Annotated in this window: 19 protein-coding genes; 5 read left to right on the top strand and 14 right to left on the bottom strand. The window is 66.6% G+C overall.

The genetic code is table 11. The features are described from left to right. Nucleotides 1-874: zinc-binding alcohol dehydrogenase family protein (locus AC07Z7_RS11185; protein WP_494766269.1), on the top strand; the 874-nt coding region annotated here is incomplete at its 5' end. A gap of 143 nt (nucleotides 875-1,017) precedes the next feature. Then, nucleotides 1,018-1,431: a VOC family protein gene (locus AC07Z7_RS11180; protein WP_494766268.1), complete on the top strand. Its 414-nt coding sequence runs from the start codon at nucleotides 1,018-1,020 to the stop codon at nucleotides 1,429-1,431. Nucleotides 1,432-1,552: 121 nt separating this feature from the next. Here AC07Z7_RS11180 and AC07Z7_RS11175 read toward each other — a convergent pair whose 3' ends face one another. Together AC07Z7_RS11175 and AC07Z7_RS11170 are read right to left on the bottom strand one after the other, a co-directional pair. Then, complete coding sequence (locus AC07Z7_RS11175; protein WP_094289254.1) at nucleotides 1,553-2,530, bottom strand: Bug family tripartite tricarboxylate transporter substrate binding protein; 978 nt, start codon at nucleotides 2,528-2,530, stop codon at nucleotides 1,553-1,555. Nucleotides 2,531-2,628: 98 nt separating this feature from the next. Next, entirely contained in the window at nucleotides 2,629-3,642 is a 1,014-nt protein-coding gene (locus tag AC07Z7_RS11170; protein WP_494766267.1) for a fumarylacetoacetate hydrolase family protein, read from the bottom strand. A 103-nt stretch (nucleotides 3,643-3,745) separates the two neighbouring features. Here AC07Z7_RS11170 and AC07Z7_RS11165 point away from each other — a divergent pair, with 103 nt between their 5' ends. The 3 genes from AC07Z7_RS11165 (at nucleotide 3,746) to AC07Z7_RS11155 (ending at nucleotide 6,264) form a co-directional block, all read left to right on the top strand. Then, nucleotides 3,746-4,528 carry an IclR family transcriptional regulator gene (locus tag AC07Z7_RS11165; protein WP_494766266.1) on the top strand — a complete coding sequence of 261 codons (783 nt, stop codon included), beginning with the start codon at nucleotides 3,746-3,748 and terminating at the stop codon, nucleotides 4,526-4,528. A gap of 23 nt (nucleotides 4,529-4,551) precedes the next feature. After that, nucleotides 4,552-5,700, top strand: a complete 1,149-nt coding sequence (locus AC07Z7_RS11160; RefSeq protein ID WP_494766265.1) for a DUF3108 domain-containing protein — start codon at nucleotides 4,552-4,554, stop codon at nucleotides 5,698-5,700. A gap of 264 nt (nucleotides 5,701-5,964) precedes the next feature. Continuing rightward, nucleotides 5,965-6,264, top strand: a complete 300-nt coding sequence (locus tag AC07Z7_RS11155) for a BTH_I0359 family protein (protein ID WP_094289261.1) — start codon at nucleotides 5,965-5,967, stop codon at nucleotides 6,262-6,264. A gap of 149 nt (nucleotides 6,265-6,413) precedes the next feature. Here AC07Z7_RS11155 and AC07Z7_RS11150 read toward each other — a convergent pair whose 3' ends face one another. From AC07Z7_RS11150 to AC07Z7_RS11095, 12 genes are all read right to left on the bottom strand, one after another. Beyond that, nucleotides 6,414-7,496 carry an AbrB family transcriptional regulator gene (locus AC07Z7_RS11150; RefSeq protein WP_252659743.1) on the bottom strand — a complete coding sequence of 361 codons (1,083 nt, stop codon included), beginning with the start codon at nucleotides 7,494-7,496 and terminating at the stop codon, nucleotides 6,414-6,416. Between the two features lie 291 nt (nucleotides 7,497-7,787). Beyond that, nucleotides 7,788-8,264, bottom strand: coding sequence for a hemerythrin domain-containing protein (locus AC07Z7_RS11145; RefSeq protein ID WP_494766273.1), 477 nt, complete (start codon nucleotides 8,262-8,264; stop codon nucleotides 7,788-7,790). A gap of 88 nt (nucleotides 8,265-8,352) precedes the next feature. Next, nucleotides 8,353-8,766 (bottom strand): ribonucleotide reductase subunit alpha, encoded by a 414-nt coding sequence (locus AC07Z7_RS11140; protein WP_494766264.1) that lies wholly within the window; start codon nucleotides 8,764-8,766, stop codon nucleotides 8,353-8,355. Between the two features lie 29 nt (nucleotides 8,767-8,795). Further along, the gene (locus AC07Z7_RS11135; RefSeq protein ID WP_252659741.1) at nucleotides 8,796-9,473 is read right to left on the bottom strand and encodes a nitroreductase family protein; all 678 of its coding nucleotides are present in this window, start codon (nucleotides 9,471-9,473) and stop codon (nucleotides 8,796-8,798) included. A gap of 59 nt (nucleotides 9,474-9,532) precedes the next feature. Next, nucleotides 9,533-13,120: a ribonucleotide reductase barrel domain-containing protein gene (locus AC07Z7_RS11130; RefSeq protein WP_494766263.1), complete on the bottom strand. Its 3,588-nt coding sequence runs from the start codon at nucleotides 13,118-13,120 to the stop codon at nucleotides 9,533-9,535. Between the two features lie 100 nt (nucleotides 13,121-13,220). After that, nucleotides 13,221-13,898, bottom strand: coding sequence for a carbonic anhydrase (locus tag AC07Z7_RS11125; protein WP_494766262.1), 678 nt, complete (start codon nucleotides 13,896-13,898; stop codon nucleotides 13,221-13,223). 29 nt (nucleotides 13,899-13,927) lie between these two features. Continuing rightward, nucleotides 13,928-14,869, bottom strand: a complete 942-nt coding sequence (locus tag AC07Z7_RS11120) for a peptidylprolyl isomerase (RefSeq protein WP_494766261.1) — start codon at nucleotides 14,867-14,869, stop codon at nucleotides 13,928-13,930. A gap of 27 nt (nucleotides 14,870-14,896) precedes the next feature. Next, nucleotides 14,897-15,631: a respiratory nitrate reductase subunit gamma gene (gene narI / locus AC07Z7_RS11115; protein WP_494766260.1), complete on the bottom strand. Its 735-nt coding sequence runs from the start codon at nucleotides 15,629-15,631 to the stop codon at nucleotides 14,897-14,899. Continuing rightward, nucleotides 15,628-16,329 carry a nitrate reductase molybdenum cofactor assembly chaperone gene (gene narJ, locus AC07Z7_RS11110; RefSeq protein ID WP_494766259.1) on the bottom strand — a complete coding sequence of 234 codons (702 nt, stop codon included), beginning with the start codon at nucleotides 16,327-16,329 and terminating at the stop codon, nucleotides 15,628-15,630. Before narJ ends, narI begins: the two co-directional genes overlap by 4 nt. A gap of 22 nt (nucleotides 16,330-16,351) precedes the next feature. Continuing rightward, nucleotides 16,352-17,875 (bottom strand): nitrate reductase subunit beta, encoded by a 1,524-nt coding sequence (gene narH, locus AC07Z7_RS11105; RefSeq protein WP_494766258.1) that lies wholly within the window; start codon nucleotides 17,873-17,875, stop codon nucleotides 16,352-16,354. A gap of 23 nt (nucleotides 17,876-17,898) precedes the next feature. Further along, on the bottom strand, nucleotides 17,899-21,771 hold the full coding sequence (locus AC07Z7_RS11100) for a nitrate reductase subunit alpha (RefSeq protein WP_494766257.1): 3,873 nt from the start codon (nucleotides 21,769-21,771) through the stop codon (nucleotides 17,899-17,901). A gap of 34 nt (nucleotides 21,772-21,805) precedes the next feature. After that, nucleotides 21,806-23,215 carry a NarK family nitrate/nitrite MFS transporter gene (locus AC07Z7_RS11095; protein WP_494766256.1) on the bottom strand — a complete coding sequence of 470 codons (1,410 nt, stop codon included), beginning with the start codon at nucleotides 23,213-23,215 and terminating at the stop codon, nucleotides 21,806-21,808. Nucleotides 23,216-23,218: the final 3 nt, after the last annotated feature.

Genomic DNA, 23,218 nt, shown 5'->3' with positions numbered 1-23,218 from the left:
CAAAAGCAGCTCGCGCAGCGGCGACGGCCCCGACTACAAGGTGCTGGGCTGGGACGCCAGCGGCATTGTGCGCGCCGTAGGCCCGGAGGTGACACTGTTCCAGCCCGGCGACCGCGTCTGGTACGCAGGCTCCATTGCCCGCCAGGGCACCAACAGCGAACTGCATCTGGTGGACGAGCGCATCGTGGGCCACGCGCCGAAGTCGCTGGACTTTGCGGAGGCCGCCGCGCTGCCGCTGACCACCATCACCGCGTGGGAGCTGCTGTTTGACCGCCTGGGCGTGGCCCCCGGCAAGCAGCCCACCCACAAGACCCTGCTCATCATCGGCGCGAGCGGCGGCGTGGGCTCCATCCTCACGCAGCTGGCGGCGCGGCTCACGAGCCTTACCGTGATCGGCACCGCGTCGCGCCCCGAAACACAGCAATGGGTGCGCGACCTGGGCGCCCACCACGTCATTGATCACAGCAAACCGCTCACTGAGGAGCTGGCGCGCATCGGCCACCCCACGGTGGACATCATCGTCAGCCTCACGCAGACCGACGCGCACTTCGACCAGATCGTCGAGGCAATTGCGCCCCAGGGCCAGTTCGCGCTGATTGACGACCCGGTGTCGCTCGACGTGACGAAATTCAAGCGCAAGTCGGTGTCGGTGCACTGGGAGCTGATGTTCACCCGCGCGCTGTTCGGCACCGCCGACATGATCGGCCAGCACCGCCTGCTGACGGAGGTGGCGCAGCTGGTGGACGCCGGGCTGATCCGCACCACGCTGGACCAACGCTTTGGCACCATCAATGCCGAGAATCTGAAGCGCGCGCATGCGCTGATCGAGAGCGGCAAGGCGCGGGGCAAGCTGGTGCTGGAGGGGTGGAACTGAAGAGCGCCGGTCCGCTGAGTCCGAGGCATGGGCAGGGCGGCCTTTGAGGCCGCGGTGGGTTCTGTATCCAGATGAAAAATACTGTGTTTAATATCAGTATCTCAGGTATAAAACCGCACACAACAACCCCAGGAGCCCCTCCCATGCTGGACCACATGACCTTCCGCGTCACCGACATCGCCCGCACCAAGGCGTTCTACACGGCAGCCCTTGCGCCTTTGGGCTACAGCCTGTGTTTTGAAGGCAACTATGGCTCGAACATGCTGGGCTTTGCCTACCCGGCCCCGTCCGAGCCCGACGGCAAGAAGGCGGATGTGTGGTTCATCGATGGCCCCTCGCCCTACGGCGGCCCGCCCGCGACCACGGGCTGTCACCTGGCGTGGCGCGCCACCACGCGGGCCCAGGTCGATGCCTTCTACCGCGCCGCCATGGGAGCCGGGGGCCAAGACAACGGGGCCCCGGGCCTGCGGCCCGACTACCACGCGCACTACTACGGCGCTTTCGTCATCGACCCCGAGGGCAACAACGTGGAAGCGGTGTGCCATCTGCCGGAGTAAGAAACACCGCAGCCCCCCCCCGCAGAGGGCGCGTCGCCAAGCGAGTGCACCCGTGGGACTGGCTTCGCCAGGCCACCGGGTGCGTCCCCCTAGGGGGAAGCGGCGCAGCCGCTCAGGGGGGTCAGTCGAGTTTCACCCCCGCCGCCTTGATGATCTCGCCCCAGCGCTTGGACTCGGCGCGCGCCATGGCGCGGAACTGCTCGGGCGTGCCGGGCAGTGCTTCCATGCCAAAGTCGTTCATGCGCTTGACCACGGCGGGGTTCAGCAGGGCCTTGTTCAGGTCAGTGTTCAAACGCGTGGTGATGGCGGCGGGCAGACCGGCGGGCGCCAGGATGCCCTGGAACGCGAACACCTCGGTGTTGGGCACACCGGCTTCTGCCAAGGTGGGCACGTCCGGCAGCGCGGCCACGCGCTTGGCCGAGCCAATGGCCAGCGCACGCACCTTGCCCGAGGTAATCACCGGCAGGCCAGCGGCCAGGTCCAGGAACATGCAGGGCACCTGGCCACCCATCACGTCCTGCAGCGCAGGCGCCGCGCCGCGGTAGGGGATGTGGGTGAGGAAGGTCTTGGTGCGGTTCTTGAACATCTCCATCGCCAGGTGGTGTGGCGAGCCGTTGCCGGGCGAGGCGTAGTTGAGCTTGCCGGGATTGGCACGCGCGTAGTCCAGAAACTCCTTCACCGTCTTGGCTTCGAACGATGGATGCACCACCAGCGCCAGCGGGAAGCGGCTGATGCCGCCCACGTAGGTGAAGTCCTTTTCGGGGTTGAACGGCAGCTTGGTGAACAGGTGTTCGTTGTAGGCCAGGATGGCGTTGTCGGCCGACATGAAGGTGTTGCCGTCGGGCTTGGCCGTGGCCACGGCCTGGCCGCCGATGTTGGTGGAGGCGCCAGGGCGGTTGTCCACCACGATCTGCTGGCCCAGCGTCTGGCGCATGGCCTCGGCCACGGTGCGGGCCAGCACGTCGGTGCCGCCACCGGCGGGGTACGGCACCACCCAGCGCAGGGGCTGGTCGGGCCAGGCGGACTGGGCGGCGGCCCAGGGCGCGGCGGTGGTGGCGCCTGCGGCGGCCAGGGCGGACAAGAGGGTGCGGCGTTGCATGGGGCTGTCTCCTTGATACTATTGATTTGATAGCTGCTTGTGCTTACCCATAGCGCGCAAGCAGCCTTTTTTGTTCAAATTTTCTGCCGACCGGGTGCTCAGGCGGCCGGGGCGGCAATCGTCTGGTCGATGGCACCGAAGATGCTGGCGCCGTCCTTGCCTTTGATTTCGATGCGGATGGTGTCGCCGAACTTCATGAATTCGGTGCTGGGCTTGCCGTCCTGGATGGTCTCGATGCAGCGCTTTTCGGCGATGCAGCTGTAGCCCTTGGGCCATTCGGTGCGGCCATTGGCGTCGGTGATGCCCTTGTTGCTCACGGTGCCGCTGCCGATGATGGAGCCCGCGCGCAGGTTGCGCGTCTTGGCCACGTGGGCGATCAGCTGGCCGAAGTGGAAGGTCATTTCAGGGCCGGCGTCACACATGCCGACCTTGCGGCCGTTCCAGGTGGACTGCACGGTCAGGTTGACGCGGCCGTGGTCCCAGGCGTCGCCCAGCTCGTCCAGCGTCACGGCCACGGGGCCGAAGGCGGTGGCGGGCTTGGATTGGAAGAAACCGAAGCCCTTGGCCAGCTCGGCCGGGATCAGGTTGCGCAGGCTCACGTCGTTGGCAATCATCACCAGGCGGATGCCGTCCAGCGCCTGGTCGGCGTTGGTGCCCATCTTCACGTCGCCGGTGATGACGGCAATCTCGGCCTCGAAGTCGATGCCCATGGCTTCGCTTGGCACCACCACGTCGTCGCGGGGGCCGATGAAGTCGTCACTGCCGCCCTGGTACATCAGGGGGTCGGTGTAGAAGCTCTCGGGCACTTCGGAGTTGCGCGCCTTGCGCACCAGCTCCACGTGGTTGATGTAGGCCGAACCATCGGCCCACTGGTAAGCGCGGGGCAGTGGTGCCATGCACTGGGCGGGATCGAAGGGAAAAGCGTGGCGGGCGCGGCCGCTGTTGAGCTGGTCGTACAGGTCCTGCAACTGGGGCGAGAGGAAGCCCCAGTCGTCCAGCACCTGCTGGAGCTTGCTGGCAATGCCGGTCGCATAATGGGCCGTGCCCAGGTCGCGGGAGACGACAACCAGTTGGCCGTCGCGCGAGCCGTCTTTGTAGGTAGCGAGTTTCATGGTGGCAGGACCTTTGTCTCAGAAGGGTTGATGGGCACCGCTAGCGAAAATTACGCTTGGGTAAATTGATTTAACTAAACAAAACTCGCAAATTTTAGTGCACATGGACAAAGAACGTGCAGGAATTCAATCGGTCGAGGTGGGTTTTGCCCTGCTGGAGGGGCTGACACGCTCGCGCGGGCCGCTGATGCTCAAGGATGTGGCCGCCTCGGCGGGCATGAGCGCGGCCAAGGCGCACCGGTATCTGGTGAGCTTTCAGCGCCTGGGCCTGGTCACGCAGGACCCGCGCACCGCGCGCTACGACCTGGGCCCGGCGGCGCTCAAGCTGGGCCTGGCGTCGCTGGCGCGGCTGGACGCCGTGCGCCTGGCGCGCGAGCGCATGCCGGAGTTGATGGAAAGCATCGGCCACACGCTGGCACTGGCCGTGTGGGGCAACCACGGCCCGACCATCGTGCATTGGGAGGAGTCGCCCCAGGCCGTCACTGCCAACCTCCGCCTGGGCGACGTAATGCCGCTGCTGTCGTCGGCCACGGGCCGCTGCTTTGCGGCCTTCATGCCGACCGAGCTGGTGGCCCCCTTGCTGAAGGAAGAACTGGCCCGCGCCGTCAAGATGCGCCGTACCGACCTGCCCGCCACCATGACTGAGGTGAATGCCTTGCTCGCCGAGGTGCGCGAGCGCGGCGCCGCGCGCGTGGTCGATACCCTGCTGCCCGGCATCGTGGCTTTTTGCGCGCCCGTGTTCGACTCGGACGGCCACCTGGAGCTGGGCATCACCACACTGGGCTCGATTGCCACCTTCGACCCCGAGTGGAACGGCGCCATCGACGCACCGCTGCGCGCGGCCGCTGGCCAGCTCTCGCGCGACCTGGGCGCAGGCAGCGCCTGACCCACGCGCCGCCACCACACCGCATGCCCCGCCGCGCGCTGGTTGCCATCACCGCCCTGGTGCTTGCCCTGCACTGGCTGGTGCTGAGCGGTGTGCCGCTGGCCTGGGACAGTCCGGCGCAGCCCACAGGCCAGGTGTTCAGCACCCGCAGCATTGCAGCCCCACCTCCCGCCGCCATGCCCACAGCAGCCGCAGCACCGGCAGCCAAGGCCGCCCCGGCTGCGGCAGCACAGCCTGCCGCCCGCAAAAAGCCGCCGGCCCGCACCACACCCGCGCCCTCGTCCACCGCAGCGCCCGTTGCCCCGCCACCTCCTGCCGAAGCCATGGCCAAGGACACCGAAGTGGGCACTGACACAGCGCCAACCAACCCCACGGATTCAACTGCGCCCCCCGCCGAAGTGGCGGCGGCAGCCCCCGAAGCCCCCGCATCCGCCGCCGCGCCCCCCGCCCCCCCGGCCGAAGCCACCACCGGGGTGGACATCACCCCGCCCGGCGCAGGCACCGGCCAGGCCCCCTCGCAGGCACCGCCCCCCGCCCGCCTGCCGCCGCCCACCCGGCTGGCGTTTGACGTGAGCGGGCAGGCCAAAAAGTTCGCCTACAACGCCCGCGCCGAACTGCTGTGGCAACACGATGGCAGCCGCTACGAGGCGCGGCAGGAGATCAGAGCCTTTCTGGTGGGCTCCCGCACGCAACGCAGCGTGGGCGCCATCACGGCCCAGGGGCTGTTGCCCGAGAAGTTTTCGGACAAATCCCGCAGCGAGCAGGCCGCGCATTTCGACTACGCCCAGGGCCGCATCACCTTCAGCGCCAACACCCCGCAGGCCCCGGCCAGCCCCGGCGTGCAGGACCGCCTGAGCGTGTTCATCCAGCTCGGCGCGCTGCTGGCGGCCGACCCGGGGCGGTTTGTGCCCGGCACCCAGATCACCCTCACCACCGTGAGCGCCCGCAGCGCCGACCGCTGGACCTTCACCATCGAAGGCCCCGAGACGCTGGACCTGCCCTCGGGCGCCACCCCGACCCTCAAGCTGCAGCGCCTGCCCCGCAAGGATTACGACCAGAAAGCGGAGCTGTGGGTGGCCCCGGCACTGGGCTACCTGCCCGTGCGCATCAAGCTCACCCAGGCCAACGGGGACTTTGCCGACCTGCTGCTGCGCAGCAGCAGCACGCCCTGAGCTGCGCCAGACCGGATCGCGCGCCAAGTGTTGCGGCCGCACACCATCGGGGCAAAAAAGCCCCGCGAGCCCAGCGCACTGCGGTTTTCGTGAAATACTGGTCGCAACAGGGTTGATGCGGTGCGGCAGGTGTTCTGGTCGGCAGGCCTTCTCAGGGCCCAACAAGACACCACCCCACCGCCGGGATACCCCGCAAGCCGCCCCCGGGGCTTGAACTCTGCGTGACTGGTGTCATCTGAATTTCAAATCAACCAGGGGAACACGATGCACATGCTCTACGACTCTGAATCTTTTGTGGTGGTCCACATGCTGCCCGACGCCGTGGAGACAAAGAGCGCCCAGGCGCTCAACGACACCGCCCCCGCCATTCCCCAGCTCGCTCGGCACGGCTTTGAAATCGTGGACAAGCGCTCGGGCAAGGAGGTGTACCTGGACGGCTCCTGGGCCGAGATGTTCCAGGAGCAGATCCTGGCCTGGCAACGCGACACCCCCACGCAGGAAGAAGTGGAAGACGCGCTGGACCGCTATGCGGGGCTGGCGCAGAACCCGGTGGTGGTGCACTAAGACACCCCCCTGAGCCGCGCTGCGCGGCTTCCCCCCGCTCTCGCTAGGCTGCGCTTCGCGGGCAGGGGGACGATGCCCTCGCTGCGGGGCGGCCCGTGCTAGACATCCCTGGCCCTGGGCGCGCCGGTTTTGTCGTGCAGTTCTTCTTTTCAAACCTTGAGTGCCTGGTGTTCGTCCCCGGGATAGATCCGCCGGTACAACGGATCCACCAGCATCAGCACCGCAATCAACCGGCACACCTGAAACGCCGTGACCACCGGCACCCCCAGCTGGAGCACCTTGGCCGTGATGGCCATTTCGGTGATGCCACCCGGTGAAGTCCCCAGCAGCAAGGTGACCCAGGGCAGGCCCGTGGCCCAGGCCAGCGCCCCGGCGAACAATGCGCACACCCCCATCAGCCCCAGCGTGCCTACGGCCACCGAGGCCAGCCAGCGCGGCGCGGTGTGCAAGAACTCCCGGCGAAAACGCACGCCCAGGCTCACACCAATCACCAGCTGCGCCGCATTCACCAGCCCCTGTGGCACCGCCGACAGACCCAGGCCCGCCATGGTGAGCCCCATGGACACCAGCATCGCGCCCATGAACCAGGGGTTGGCGCGGCCCAGCCGGTCCATCACCACCGCCCCCACGCCGGTCATCAGCGCCAGCAACGCCAGCCCAGGCCAGCTCACCACCCGCAGCGTGGGCGGCAGGATATCGAGGCCATGCAGGCCGCTCCACTGCAGTGCAAACGGAATCGTCACCGTGACGATGAGCAGGCGCAGGCTGTGGCTCGCCGCCACCAAGTCGGTGCGCGCGTTTTCGCGTTCCGAGAGCAAGGTCATCTCGGACGCCGCCCCAATCGCGCCCGCAAAGTAGCTGGTGGCGCGCAGCATGGGCGCGGGCACGCCATGCATGCGCGGTGCGTGCACGCGGTACAGCCAGGCGCCAAACAGCCAGCCCAGGAGCAGCGCCCACACAATGCCCAGCACGATGGCCCACCACAGCCCCCCAATCAGCGCCACCACCTCGGGCGTGAAGTACAGGCCCAGGGCCGCGCCAATGGTCCACTGCCCGGCATTGCGCAACGGGCCCCAGCTTTCGGTGGGCCCGCCAGCGATCGACACCAGCGAGGTGGCCAGCAGAGGGCCGATCATCCAGGGCAGCGGGGTGTGAAGCGCGACACAGGCGGCGGCTGCCGCCCAGGCCAGGGCCAGCGTGGCAAGGACACGGGCAACAAAAGGGAAACGCATACGGACAGGGCGGTGGGCTGGGGGTGGAAAGCGGACGGTGAGCAGCGAAGCCGCGCCGTGATCCAGCAGCCCCCCTGCCGGGGCCGGTGTCTTCGCGCGCGGCAACCGATGCTCCCAAGTATCGCGCCACCGCCTGGGCACCACCGCTGCCGGGCCCTGCCCAGGCAGCATGGCAGGCATCGCCAGAAAGAAACCGTTGCGGCGCCTGCTTTTCAGGCGGCTACTTCAAGCAAAAACAGGCCTCTGCGCGCGACCAACATACTCTTATAGCTATATTTTTTATAGCAAACATCAGGCACCGCGCCGCGCAGCCATCTCCTGCCCCATGGCCACCAGCGTGACGGGGCCCAGCAGCGCCAGCGCGGCGGGGTAGGCCGTGCCCTCTTCCGCTGCGATGTGGTCTGCATAGCGCTGGGCAAACCGGTCGAGTGCCGCCTCGTCCCCGGGCGTGAACGGGGCCACAGCCGACTCGGCCAGCGCCAACAAGGGCACACGCGCCGCCGCCCAGTCGGCCGTCATCGCCAGATGATCCTGCTGCAGCCGCTGCACCAGCGCCTGCACTTCGGGGCTGGCCTGGGCCCGCAGCAGCGGGAACACATGCAGTTCTTCGTCTTGGTGGTGCAGCGGTGCGGCCATGTCGAAGTAGCGCAGCACATCGCGCGCGGCCTGGCGGGCATCGGTGTCGGCCCCGTGCTGGCGCACATGAGCACGCAGGCGTGCGAGCAGGGCCAGGGTGCGCTGAACGCGTTCGTGGCAGGCCTCCAGCATGGCAAAAGGCTGCTCGAAACCCACGGCCGGGGCGCTGAAGCCCGGCAGGTGGCGGGCGGTGGGACCCGAGGGGGTGGCGGACACGGCGTCAGCCCAGCCGCACAGGCTGGCCCTGGCGTTTGAACGGGATGTATCCACCGTGTGCGCCGCCCTTGATCGCATCCACCATGCGCTGCAAGGGGACCTCGGCATCGGCACTGGTGGGCGCCTGGTTCAAAGTGCCGGGCAACGCCGCCGCAAACACCATGGCCCAGTCGTGGCCCGGGGCGGTGAACTGCTGCGCCTCTTCCACCAGCGCGCTGAACGAGGCCAGCTCCTGCGGCGTCTTGTCCACACACATCAGTGGCACCAGGGCGCCGCCCTGCCCCGCTTCAAAACGGGCGCGCTGCGCGGGGGCTGCGTCGTCGTGCAGCTCGGCGACGGCAAACACAAACAGCAGGCGCTGGGGCTCGGGCTGCTGGCGCGCGGCCTGTGGCAGGTCATCAAAGCAGGCAATTTCCATCACAAGGTTCCGTCATCAGAAAAAGCAGGTCAAAAGCCGGGCACCACGCCCCGGCTGGCATCCAGCGTGCTCACATAGGCACCGGGCGCGGGCCGTGCACGCACGGCCTTGCGCGACAGCACGGTGCCGATACTGACGAAACACAGGGCCTGCTCGGACGGCGCCAGCTGGAACAGCGCCCGCAGGCTGTCGGCCTTGAGCGCCTTGCCGCTGGTGAGCGCCGAGCCGTAGCCCTGCGCTGTGGCCATGAGCAGCATGTTCTGCACCGCACAACCGGCCGACACGGTGCGCTCGGCCAGGTCGATGTCGGCATCGCCACGTTCGGCATCCACCACGGCCAGCAGCAGCACGGGCGAGCGGTAGGCTTTCTCACGCGCCTGCTCGGCCTGCTCAGGGGTGGCGGTGGGGTCGCGCTCCCGCAGGGCCTGGGCAAACACCTCAGCCAGTGGCGTGCGCGACGCCTCGGGCACCAGCACAAAGCGCCAGGGCACCAACTGGCCGTGGTCGGGGGCGTGCGCGGCAGCGCTCAGGATCTGCGCCAGCTCGGCCGCACTGGGGCCCGGCGCGCCCAGGCGCTTGGGCAGGATGGTCTGGCGCGACTGGATCAGCGCCGCCGCCAGCCCGGCCACATCTTCAGAAGCACGGGCCTGCGCCGCAGCAGGCTGCGCACGGGACGTGGGGTTCAACGGCCAGGGGATGACTGACATGGGGAATCCTTCCAATGCTTACCGCATGCGCCCAGAAGCATGCAGCGGGGCTATGGCCTTCATCCACAGCTCCCCAGGTGGCCACACTGCGTGCAGTAGTCGCAACCGTCCTTGCGGATCACCGCATGGGCGCCACACTCGCTGCACTTCTTGCCCGCCATGGCCTGGGGCACGGCCACGGGCGGCGGTGCGGGTTCGTCCAGCGGCAGTTGCTGCTGCACCGGGTCGGCCACGCGGCGCGCCAGGATGTTCTGGATGGCATAGGCCATGGCCGCCACTTCAGAGTCGTGCCACATGGGCACCAGCGTGCCGTCGTCCTTGCGGTGCTGGCCCAGGCGCACCGGCCCCCGGTCCCAGGCCACCTTGCGCATGTCGCTCAGGGCCCGCTCCAGAAAGCCCCCCCGCGCCGCCAGCGAGAGCATGCGCATGCTGGAGGTGATCCACTGCTGCGACTCGCCGCTCTGCCCCACGGGCATGAAGAACTCGATGGCGCGGTCCACCGTGCGGTTGCCCACGCCCGTGGGCACGGGCAGGAAGGACACGATGAGGTAGAGCGTCTTATGGCCTTCCTGCGTCCAGTACTCGAGCTTTTCGGCCACGGCCGAGAGCCCGCCCTGCGGACGGCTTTCGATCACCGTGCGCATCGGGTCCACAGGCGGTGCGGCGGGCGCAGGCGCTGCCACTGCAGCAGGCGCTGGTGCGGGTTCTGCATGGGTTTCGAGCACCGAGCCCAGAATGCTGTTGGGCCGGTAAGTGGCCAGCCCCTTGAGCCGCGCGCGCCAGGCCTGCAGGTACAGGTCCTTGAAGTCTTCGTAGGGGTAGTCGGCCGGAATGTTCACCGTCTTGGAAATGGCCGTGTCCACAAAGGGCTGCACGGCCTCCATCATCGCAATGTGCTCCTGCGCAGACATAGCCAGCGCCGAGACAAAGTAGTTGGGCAGCGCGTTCACATCGCCGCCCAGCTCGCGGTACAGGCGCCAGGCGTGGTCTTCCACCGCGTACTCGGTGGTGCTGCCGTCGGACTCGCGCTTCTTGCGCTTGTACATCCACGAGAACGGTGGCTCGATGCCGTTGGAGGCGTTGTCAGCAAACGCCAGGCTCACCGTGCCCGTGGGCGCGATGGACAACAGGTGGCTGTTGCGGATGCCATGCTGGTGGATCGCGGCCTTGAGCGATTCGGGCAACCGGCTCGCAAACGTGCCTTCCGCCAGATAGCCCCGCGCATCGAACTTTGGAAACGCGCCTTTCTCGCGCGCCAGCTCCACCGACGCCGCATAGGCCGCATCGCGCATGCATTCGGCAATGCGCGCCGCCATGGTGCGCCCCTCGGGCAGGTTGTAGCGCAGGCACAGCATGGCCAGCGTGTTGCCCATGCCGGTAAAGCCCACCCCAATGCGGCGCTTGGCCATGGCCTCGTCACGCTGCTGCGGCAGCGGCCAGAAGGTCACATCCAGCACGTTGTCGAGTGCCCGCACCTGCAGCGCCACGGCCTGGGTGAAAGCGTCGAAGTCGAACGCCGCCACGCCGCCGAACCCGAAGGGATGGCGCACAAAGCGCGTGAGGATGATGGGGCCGAGGTCACAGCAGCCGTAGGACGGAAGTGGCTGCTCGCCGCAGTTGTGGACCACGAGCCCATTGGCATCGAACGCATGGACGTCGGCCACCGTGACGTCATAGACATCTTCCACGCCCGCATCGGTCAGCGACTGCACGGTGGCGGTGAAGCGCTCGCGGTTCAGGGCGCGGCGGTAGTGCGCCAAGCCATCCTCCAGCCGCGCGGCCTTGTCGGTGTCGCAAAAGCCCACGCGGTCGGCGAACAACGCGAGGTTGTCCCCGCTGATGACCAGTTCATGCTGCGCCCGGGTGGCGTAGGGCCGCATGCCCCCTTTGCCGTCGGGCAACTCACGCGCGCCCGCAGGGCGGCGGTGACGGTACAGCGTAGACGCAATCCCCATGCGCAACAGCATGCGCTGCACGGTCTGCAGCAAGCCCTCGTCGCTTTGCGACAAGCGCACACTCAGCCCCTTTTCCTGCGCACCTTGCACCGAGCCATCGGCATCAAACAATCCGGACAACAACCCCTGCGCAAAAGCGGAGGATTGCCGCTCCATGGCAGCCGTGATGGTTTTGTGGCCCGGCGCCATGCCCATGGAATGTGCCAGCCTCCAGAGCGCCGCACTCGCCAGACGGGCCTCGCCGCGACCCGCCACAGGCCGCTGAAAACCTTTGAAATCTGCGCGATGCCGCAAGGTGGCCGCCGCCGCTGTGGCAGCCCGAATGACGCCGTCCGCACCGGTGGCCGCAAAGGCCACCGCACCCTGCCCCACGGCTTTGAGTTCGGGGGCCCACACCGAAATCACAGCCTTGTCGGCCTTGAGGGTTCCATCGCCAATCAACAGCCCCAGCAGATAGCCCTCTTCCTGCGTGCCCGTGCCGCTCCAGCCCACAAAGGCCCGGTGGTCGTGCAGCAGCACCTCGTCGCCAGGCAGCAACTGTGCTGCCTCGACCCATTCCACCTCCAGGCAATAGCGGGTCTTGCGCGCCACGCGGCGCACCCGGTGGTCTGCCGTCAGGCGCAGGGCATGCCCCTCCCGGGTTTGCAGCTCCAGCACCGGCTTGGTGCCTGTCTTGAAAAAGCCCTGGCTTTGCAAGCGGTAGGCGCGCCCATCCACCACGGCGGCGAACGGCCGGCCCACCAGGTCCGCCACCTGTTGCGGACCGTTGGTGGTCATCACCCAGGTGTCGGCCGTGACGCAGGGGTTTGTCGCCGCAATGTCTTCGCAGTAATGCAGGTTGTTGTCTTCGTTGATGCGCCCTAGGAACAGGATGCCCGGCTCGGCAAAGTCGTAGGCCGACTTCATGATCGTGTCCCACAGCTCGCGCGCGGGCACGGTGGCATAGACCCACTGGCCGTCGGCGCGCTGGTGGGCGCCCTGTGCCAGCAGCGCCGCACCGGGCGCGGCCTTGTGCACCAGCTCCCAGGGGGCGTCGTTCTGCACCGCCTCGATGAAGGCGTCCGACACGCCCACCGACACATTGAAGTTGTTCCAGCGGCCCGGTGTGCGCTTGGCGGTGATGAATTCCTGCACATCGGGGTGGTCGATGCGCAGCACGCCCATCTGCGCGCCCCGGCGTGCGCCCGCGCTCTCCACGGTGGAGCAGGACTGGTCGAACACGTTCATGTAGCTGCAGGGCCCCGAGGCCATGGAGGCCGTGCCCTTGACATGCGCGCCCTTGGGGCGGATGCGCGAGAAGTCGTAGCCCACGCCGCCACCGCGCCGCATGGTCTCAGCCGCTTCGCGCAGCGCTTCGTAGATGCCCGGAAAGCCTTCATCGTCCACGCCCTGGATGCAGTCGCCCACGGGCTGCACAAAGCAGTTGATCAGCGTGGCCTGGATGTCGGTGCCTGCCGCGCTCATGATGCGGCCCGCGCCGATGGCGCCGACCTTGAGGTTGGCCAGGAACAGGGCTTCGTACTTTTCGCGCAGCTCCGGCTTTTCGACCGAGGCCAGGGCCCGCGCCACGCGCTGGTACAGCTCGTCGGCCGTGGTTTCGCCGGGTTTGAGGTATTTCTCCCGCAGCACATCCAGGCTGATGGGCTGCAGGGCAGATGCGGTGCTGAGGGGGGGCTGAGGTTCGCGTTTCATGGGGGCCGATGATTTGGGTTTCAGGCTGAAACGGGGTTGCGTTCCGTCAAGGAGCGCTCATTCCACTCCGAATGCAGCGCCATGGCAAGTCGGTGGCCGCTCACTCGTCCACCAGCACCTGCCCATCATGCTCCACGTAGGGCTGGTAGGGGCCCGTGCCGCTGTTGTCCGCACGCGATGCAGGCACAAAACCACCAGTGCTGACATCGAACACGTGGACCTCGCCCTCCTCGATCACATAGTGCCAGCCATGCAGGCTGATCTGGCCTGACTGCACCCGGCTGCGCACCATGGGGTACTCCATGAGGCGCTCCAGCTGCAGCACTACCGCGCGCTGCTCGGTACGGCGCAATACCTCGGGGCCCGGCTGCATGGGCAACAGGGCCTCGCGCCCCAGGTCCAGCCAGCGGTTGAGGTTGGGGGCCTCGGGCGAGACCTCACCATACATCGCCTTGATGGCCCCACAGTGGCTGTGGCCGCACACCACGATGCGCCGCACCTGGAGGTTGAGCACGGCAAACTCGATGGCCGCCGTGGTGCCATGGTGGCCGTGCGATCCGTCGTAGGGTGGAACAAAGGCCCCCACATTGCGCACCAGAAACAGCTCGCCCGGCCCCGCCCCGGTCAGCAGGTAGGGCACCAGGCGCGAGTCGGAGCAGCCGATGAACAAGGTCGTGGGGTGCTGCCCCTCATCCACCAGCGTCCGGAACTGCTCGCGGTACTGGGGGAAGGCGTCGTCGTGAAAACGGCGCAGGCGGTCCAGCAGTTCGTCAGGCATGGTGATGTGACCCGCAAGACAACATGCCGCTACTGCACCAGCGGCGATTCGGCCGCGTCCAGCACCACCCCTTCGACCACCGCAGCACCTGCCAGCAGCTGCAGGTACTGGCGCAGCGCGTTGGCCCAGGCCTGCTGGCGCAGGGTAAGCGCGATGGCCTGGCGCACGTCCTCGAACGCGGGCTGTTGCCCGGCCTCGCGCGCCACCACTTCTACCACGTGCAAACCAAAACGGCTGTGCACCAGGCGTGCCAGCACACCGATCTCGGCGCTGCCAAACACTTCGCGGGCGAACTCTGGCGCGCAGTCGGCGCGGGTGAGCCAGCCCAGGTCACCGCCTTGCTGGCCGCTGGGGCAGTTGGACCACTGGGCCGCGGCCTCGGCAAACTTCGCACCCCCATCATCGGCGCAGCGCAGGTCGATCAACAGCGCCTCGGCGCGCAGGCGCAGCTGTTTCACATCCACACCGGGCGTCACGGCAAAGAGCACGTGGCGCAATTGCGCGCGCTCGCCCTGGGCGTGCGCCGCAGGGTGGGCCTCGTGGTAGCGGCGGCAGGCTTCTTCCGACGGGTCGGGGATGGGCAGCTCACGGTCCAGCAACTGCTCGATCGCATCGGACGCCGCGGTGCTGATAGCGCCCAGGTCGCCTGGCACATCGTCTGCCGACAGCAACCCCGCCTGCTGGGCCGCCTGGCGCAGCAGCTCGGTGCAAGCGCGTTGGCGCAGGGCCTCTTCGTCCAGCAACTCGTGCGGGGCGTTGAGGGCTACGCCGTTGATGCGTGCGATGTCAGCCACTGCACCTGGCCCGCTTGCTACGGGTGCTGGCATCGACTGCACGGGTGCATCGGCCATCGTGGCCACCAGGGCCTCGTAGGCCGCAGTCTGCGTAGGGGTCAGCGTGCTGGCAGGTGCTGCCGCCACGCTGCTGTCAGTGGAGCCGCATCCGCAGCTCCCGGTTCCACATCCACTCATGGTGTGCTCCTGCTTGGTCAGTGGGTTTCAGGCGCGGCGGTCTTGCGACTGCAGGTGGCCAGCGGGCAGGTTCAGGCGGCGCGCACGCACCACCTGGTAGGGGCGCAGCACATAGGCCAGCGTGCCAAAGCCGCTCCACACATGCACCAGGCGGGTGAACGGGAAGATCAGGAAGATGCTCATGCCCAGAAACATGTGGGCCTTGAAGATCCAGCCCGCCTCAGCCAGCAGCTCCACGCCGCCGCTGCGGAAGGTCACCACGTGCTGGCCCCATTCGGCGAGCCTCATCATCATGGAGCCGTCCAGGTGCTGTGCCGACAGCGGGATGGTGGCCAGGCCCAGGGCCAGCTGGAGCCACAGCAGCACGAGGATCAGGATGTCGCTGGCCTTGGAAGTGGCGCGGATGCGGTCGTCCGACAGGCGGCGGTGCAGCAGGATCGACAGGCCGATGAAGGCCAGCACACCCGCGATACCGCCCGTCACTATGGCCATGATCTGCTTGGCGCCCGCACTCATGAAGTGCTCGTACAGGAAGTGCGGCGTGAGCATACCCACGGTGTGGCCGAAGAACAGGAACAGCACGCCGATGTGGAACAGGTTGCTGCCCCAGCGCAGGCTGCCGGTGCGCAGCAGCTGCGACGAGTCGCTTCTCCAGGTGTACTGGTCGCGGTCAAACCGCGCCCAGCTGCCGATGAAAAACACGGCCAGGCAGATGTAGGGGTAGATGCCAAACAACAGGGTATCGAGCCAGGGGGTAGTCATGCTGAGACTCCTTCGGGGGCCCGCTCGGCGCGGGGGGTACGGACAAAATGCAGGGGTTGCGGCTGGTCAGGCTTGGACTGGCCCTGGGTGCTGCAACCGCCAAACGCTTCGGGCTCGGCCCAGGCCTCGTCCATGGGCGGCTCGGGCGTGAGAGCCACCGACTGCACGCGCTGGCCCGAGACTTCGAGCACCGCAGCGATCACGCTGGCGTAGGGGCTATTGCGTGCCACCAATGCGCTGAACAAGGCGTTGAGGATGTGGGCCATTTCGCCCAGGAACTCCTTGGCCACGGCGGGCGGCTGGGTCGAGGCAAACTCCAGCACCACCGGCAGGTGGTCGGGCAGCTCGTCGGCCTCAAACTGCAGGCCCGCCTTTTCGTAGGTCTGCAGCAGGTCGATAAGCGCCGGCCCACGGTCGCGCGAGTCGCCGTGCACATGCTCGAACAGGTGCAGCGAGGTCTGGCGGCCCCGGTCGAAGTGGTCCACGTAGCGGGCCTCGGCTTCCAGCGGGTCCAGCGCGGCGAGGTGCTGGCACACGGCCTTCAGCTCGTCCATGCGATCAGCCGTAAGGGCTTGCTCGGCCTGCAGCGCGTCGATGAGCTGCGGCATCATGCTGCGCAGCTGCGCATCGGGGTAACTCAGCAGGTAGCCCAGGGCGCGCAGGGTCAAGCGCACGGAGGTCGGGTTCTTCTTGAACATGGTGATTCACTCCTGTGCGCGATCAGACTGTGGCCTTGATTGGGATGGTCCGGGGCTTCTTGCCGCCGAACATGCTGACTTCCGTCGCACCATCCGAGCAGCCGTTGCCAAACGAGAAGCCGCAGCCGCCGCGGATGTCGAAAGCGTTCTCGGCGTATTCGCGGTGGGCCGACGGGATCACGAAGCGGTCTTCGTAATTGGCAATTGCCATCACGTGGTACATCTCCTCGACCTCGGCCATCGACAGACCTGCCTGTTTGAGCACGGCCAAATTCTGGCGCTGCTCCACATGCTTGTCGCGCTGGTAGGTGCGCATGGCCAGCATGCGCTCCAGCGCGCGCACCACGGGGCCGGTATCGCCCGCCGTGAGCAGGTTGGCCAGGTACTGCACGGGGATGCGCAGCTGCGACACGTCCGGAATCTCACCGTTCACGCCCACATGGCCTGCGTTGGCGGCGGCCGTGATGGGCGAGAGCGGCGGCACATACCAGACCATGGGCAGCGTGCGGTACTCTGGGTGCAGCGGCAGGGCTACTTTCCAGTCCACAGCCATCTTGTAGACGGGGCTGTTGCGGGCAGCTTCCATCCAGCTGTCGGGGATGCCGTCGATGCGCGCTTGCTTGATCACATCGGGGTCGTTCGGGTTCAGGAAGATGTCGAGCTGCGCCTGGTACAGGTCGCGGTCGCGCTCCACACTGGCGGCTTCCTGGATGCGGTCTGCGTCGTACAGCAGCACGCCGAGATACCGGATGCGGCCCACGCAGGTTTCCGAGCACACGGTGGGCTGGCCCGCTTCAATGCGGGGGTAGCAGAAGATGCACTTCTCGGCCTTGCCCGACTGCCAGTTGTAGTAGATCTTCTTGTAGGGGCAACCGCTCACGCACATGCGCCAGCCGCGGCACTTGTCCTGGTCGATCAGCACGATGCCGTCTTCCTCGCGCTTGTAGATCGATCCGCTGGGGCACGATGCCACGCAGGCCGGGTTCAGGCAGTGCTCGCACAGGCGCGGCAGGTACATCATGAAGGTGTTCTCGAACTGTCCGTAGATGTCCTTCTGGACATCGTCGAAGTTCTTGTCCTGGCTGCGCTTGCTGAACTCGCCGCCCAGGATTTCCTCCCAGTTCGGGCCCCACTCGATCTTCTCCATGCGCTTGCCGGTGATCAGGCTGCGCGGGCGGGCCGTGGGCGCGGCCTTGCTTTCAGGCGCCGACTGCAGGTGGTCGTAGTCGAAGGTGAAGGGCTCGTAATAATCGTCGATCTGCGGCAGGTTGGGGTTGGCGAAGATGCGCATGAGCAGCTTCCACTTGCCACCCTGGCGGGGGGCGATGGAGCCGTCAGGGTTGCGCACCCATCCGCCGTTCCACTTGTCCTGGTTTTCCCACTCCTTGGGATAACCAATGCCGGGCTTGCTCTCCACGTTGTTGAACCAGGCGTACTCCATGCCGGGGCGGCTGGTCCAGACGTTCTTGCAGGTGACCGAGCAGGTGTGGCAGCCGATGCACTTGTCCAGGTTGAGCACCATGCCGATTTGTGCGCGAATTTTCATCGTGTTTCTCCTTGTCCTCGGCTTCAGGCGTGCGTGGTCGCGCTGGCGGCGGGCTCGTAATCGAGCCAGTCCACGCGGTCCATCTTGCGCACCAGCACGAACTCGTCGCGGTTGGTGCCGATGGTTCCGTAGTAGTTGAAGCCGTAGCTGTACTGCGCGTAGCCACCAATCATGTGGGTGGGCTTGAGCACGATGCGGGTGACCGAGTTGTGGATGCCGCCACGGGTGCCGGTGATCTCGGAGCCGGGCGTGTTGATGATCTTCTCCTGCGAGTGGTACATCATCACCATGCCCGGGTTCACGCGCTGGCTCACCACCGCACGGGCCGCGATGGCGCCGTTGGCGTTGAAGAGTTCGACCCAGTCGTTGTCCACGATTCCGGCAACCTTGGCGTCGTCTTCGCTCAGCCACACCACCGATCCGCCCCGGTTCAGCGTGAGCATCATCAGGTTGTCGCTGTACGTGCTGTGGATGCCCCACTTCTGGTGCGGCGTGATGAAGTTCAGCGCGATCTCGCGGTTGCCGTTGGGCTTCTTGCCTTCGACTTCTTCCAGTGTCTTGAGGTGGACGGGGGGGCGGTAGCTCACAAAGCCTTCGCCGAAGTCGCGCATCCAGGGGTGGTCCTGGTAGAACTGCTGGCGGCCGGTGAGGGTGCGCCATGGAATCAGCTCGTGCACGTTGGTGTAGCCCGCGTTGTAGCTGACCTTCTCGCTTTCCAGGCCCGACCAGGTGGGCGAGCTGATGATCTTGCGCGGCTGTGCCTGGATGTCGCGGAAGCGAATCTTCTCGTCCTCGCGGTGCAGCGCCAGGTGCACGTGGTCGCGCCCGGTCTGCTTGCCCAGGGCTTCCCAGGCCTTGCAGGCCACATGGCCGTTGGTTTCGGGGGCCAGCATCATCACGACTTCGGTGGCGTCGATGTCGCTCACGATGCGGGGCATGCCCTGCGTCACGCCCTCTTCCTTCACGCGGCCGTTCAAATCGCCCAGCTGGCCCACTTCAGTCTGCGTGTTCCAGCCAATGCCCTTGCCGCCGTTGCCCGCCTTGTCCATCAACGGGCCCAGGGCCGTGAAGCGCTTGTACAGGTTGGGGTAGTCGCGCTCGACCACGGTGATCTGCGGCGCGGTCTTGCCGGGGATGAGTTCGCACTCGCCCTTCTTCCAGTCGCGCACGCCATAGGGCTGGGCCATTTCGCCCGCCGTGTCGTGCATGATGGGCGTGAGCACCACGTCCTTTTCCACGCCCAGGTGGCCCACGCTGACCTCGCTCACGGCCTTGGCGAAACCCTTGTAGATCTCCCAGTCGCTCTTGGCCTGCCAGGCAGGGTCTACCGCCGTGGACAGCGGGTGGATGAAGGGGTGCATGTCGCTGGTGTTGAGGTCGTTCTTCTCGTACCAGGTGGCGGTGGGCAACACGATGTCGGAGTACAGGCAGGTCGTGCTCATACGGAAGTCCAGCGTGACCAGCAGGTCCAGCTTGCCTTCGGGGGCCTTGGCGTGCCACTGCACTTCCTCGGGCTTGGCTGAGGTGCCGGCGCCGGGCCGCCCCAAGCCGGCTGCCCCCTGGGGGGAGGCGCGCAGCGCTTCGGGGGGCAACTCTTCGCCCAGGTCCTTGCCCTGCACGCCGTGGGTGGTGCCCAGCAGGTGCTTGAGGAAGTACTCATGCCCCTTGCCCGACGAGCCCAGGATGTTGGAGCGCCACACGAACATGTTGCGCGGCCAGTTGTCGGGGTGGTCCGGGTCCTCGCAGCTCATCTGCAGGCTTCCGTTCTTCAGCGACTGCACCACGTAGTCCTTGGCGTCCATGCCCTTTGCCGCTGCGTCCTTGGCCACCTGCAGCGGGCTGGTCTTGAGCTGGGGCGCTGAAGGCAGCCAGCCCATGCGCTCGGCGCGCACGTTGTAGTCAATCTGCGCGCCGTGGTAGGCCTTCTTGTCGGCCAGGGGCGAGAGGATTTCCTCCATGCCCAGCTTTTCGTAGCGCCACTGGTCGGTGTGGGCGTAGAAGAAACTCGTGCTGTTCATCTGGCGGGGTGGGCGAATCCAGTCCAGCGCAAACGCCAGGGCCGTCCAGCCAGTTTGGGGGCGCAGCTTTTCCTGGCCCACGTAGTGCGCCCAGCCGCCGCCGCTTTGTCCAATGCAGCCGCACAGCATCAGCATGTTGATGATGCCCCGGTAGTTCATGTCACTGTGATACCAGTGGTTCATGGCCGCACCGATGATGACCATGGACTTGCCATGGGTCTTGTGCGCGTTGTCGGCAAACTGGCGCGCCACGGTGATGACCTGGTCGCGCGGCACGCCGGTGATCTTCTCTTGCCATGCGGGGGTGTAGGGGCGGTCGCTGTCGTAGGTCACGCCCTGCTCTTCGCCAGGCAGGCCCCGGTCAATGCCGTAGTTGGCGGCCAGCAGGTCGAACACCGTAGCCACCATCACACGGCCCTGGGCCTCGTGGCCGGACAGCTCCAGATGGGACACCGGCACGCGGCGCACCATCACGTCACTGCCCTGCTCATTGGCCGTGAAATTCGGCGCATGTACGCCGCCGAAATACGGGAAGGCGACATCGGCCACGTCATGGGCCTGCGCGCCATCCTCGATCACCGACAGCTTGAGCTTGACGGTATTGGCGGTGCGTGCGTCCTTGTTTTCCAGGTTCCACAGGCCCTGGTCGGTGCGACCGTCTGATCCCCAGCGGAAGCCGATGGAGCCATTGGGCAGCGTGACCTGGCCCAGCTCGTCGTAGCCCACGGTCTTCCAGTCGGGGTTGTTCGACTGGTCGAGCTTGCTGGGGAAGTCGCTGGCGCGCACATAGCGGTCGGGCACCATCACCGTGCGGCCATCGGGCAGCGTCTTTTCCTTGAGCACCACCAGCAGGGGAAGGTCGGTGTAGCGGCGTGCGTAGTCATCAAAGTACGCCGAGCGGCCCTTGCCACCGTCCTTGAAGTAGAACTCCTTGAGGATCACATGGCCCATGGCCATGGCCACGGCAGCATCGGTGCCCTGCTTGGGATGCATCCACAGATCGCCCAGCTTGGCCACTTCGGAGTAGTCGGGCGTGATGGACACCACCTTGGTGCCCTTGTAGCGCACCTCGGTCAGGAAGTGCGCGTCGGGTGTGCGCGTCTGGGGCACGTTGGAACCCCAGGCAATGATGTACGAGCTGTTGTACCAGTCGGCCGACTCGGGCACGTCGGTCTGCTCGCCCCAGGTCTGCGGGCTGCTGGGGGGCAGGTCGCAGTACCAGTCGTAAAAACTCATGCACACGCCGCCGATAAGGCTCAGGTAACGCGAACCCGCTGCATACGAAATCATCGACATCGCCGGGATGGGCGAGAAGCCGATGATGCGGTCCGGGCCGTGCTTCTTGATCGTGTACACATTGGCGGCAGCGATCATCTGGTTCACCTCGTCCCAGGTGCTGCGCACAAAGCCGCCCAGGCCGCGCTGCTTCTGCCATTCGCTGCGCGAGGCATCGTTCTCGACGATGCTGGCCCAGGCATCGACCGGGCTCTTGGCCAGGGCGATGGCGGCGCGCCAGTGCTTGAGCAGGCGGCCACGCACCATGGGGTACTTCACGCGGTTGGCGCTGTACAGGTACCAGCTGTAGCTGGCACCGCGCGCGCAACCCCGGGGCTCGTGGTTGGGCAGGTCGGGCCGGGTGCGGGGGTAGTCGGTCTGCTGGGTTTCCCAGGTGACGATGCCGCCCTTGACGTAGATCTTCCAGCTGCAGCTGCCGGTGCAGTTCACGCCGTGCGTGCTGCGCACGATCTTGTCGTGCGCCCAGCGGTCGCGGTAGGCGTCTTCCCAGGTGCGGTCTTCACCGTTGGTCTGGCCATGGCCCTGGGCAAAGGTCTCGCGGGGCTGCGAGAAGTACGAAAGGCGGTCGAGGAAATGGCTCATCGGGGGCTCCTTGTTCTGTTCTGTTAAGTGGTCATCAGCAAGGCATGGCGGCGTTCTTGCGCGCGTAGTGCCACCAGGTGATGACGATGCACACGAGGTAGAAGGCAAAGAACGTCCACAGCGCGGCATGGGGGCTGCCGGTCAGCGCGATAGAGCTGCCGTAGCTCTTGGGAATGAAGAACCCGCCGTAGGCCGCCATGGCGGCCGTGAAGCCCAGCGTGGCGGCGCCCAGGGTGTTGCCTTCCTTGTTGGCCTGGGCCACAGCGGCCGTGTTGCGGGGGTCCACGCCGCGCATGGCTTCGGTCAGGAAGATCACGGGGATCATGCGGAAGGTGGAGCCGTTGCCGATGCCGGTGGTCATGAACAACACCAGGAAGCACACAAAGAAGCCGGCGAACTGGCCCTCATTGCCACCGGATGGCAGGAACACCGTGACACCCATCACGGCCACGGCCATGACGATGAAGTTCCACAGCGTGACGCGGGCACCGCCGAGCTTGTCGGCCAGCCAGCCGCCAAAGGGCCGGATCACCGCACCCACCAGCGGGCCGAGCCAGGCATAGGCCAGCGGGTTGATGCCGGGGAACTGGCTCTTGATGAGCAGCGGAAAACCTGCCGCGTACCCAATAAACGAGCCGAAGGTGCCCAGGTACAGCACACACATCAGCCAGTTGTGCTTGCGGCGGAAGATGGCGGCCTGGGCGGCAAACGAGGCCTTGGCGTCAGCAATGTCGTTCATGCCGAACCACGCAGCCAGGGCGGTGATGGCAATCCAGGGCACCCAGATGAACGCGGCGTTCTGCGTCCACACCTGCGCGGTCTGGCCGTTCTTCACGATGGTCTGGGCATCACCCCCAAAAACTCCAAAGATGCCGGCCGTGACGACCAGGGGGCTCAGGAACTGAACCACCGACACGCCCAGGTTGCCCAGGCCCGCATTCACACCCAGCGCCGAGCCCTTGCGCTCCTTCGGAAAGAAGAAGCTGATGTTGGCCATGCTGGAGCTGAAGTTGCCGCCGCCCAGGCCGCACAGCAACGCCAGGATGAGCATGGTGGGGTAGGCCGTGGTGTTGTCCTGCACCGCAAAGCCGATGCCGATGGCGGGGATCAGCAGGCTCGCGGTGGAGATCGCCGTCCAGCGGCGGCCGCCGACCAGCGGCACCATGAACGAATAAAAGATGCGCAGCGTGGCGCCCGAAAGTGCGGGCGCTGCGGCCAGCCAGAACAGCTGGTTGGTCGAGTACTTGAAGCCGAGGCCGGGCAGGCTCACGGCGACCACGCTCCAGACCTGCCAGATGGCAAAGGCCAGGAACAGCGCGGGCACCGAGATCCAGAGGTTGAGCTTGGCGACGGCTTCGCCCTCGCGCTCCCAGAAAGTCTTGTCCTCCGGCGTCCAGAGGGTGAGCAGGCGCCCCTGGCGCCCGCTGGTGGTGGTGGCAGACATGGT

Source organism: Acidovorax sp. GW101-11A03 (assembly GCF_059424825.1).
This window is presented reverse-complemented; position numbering and strand designations above follow the sequence as displayed.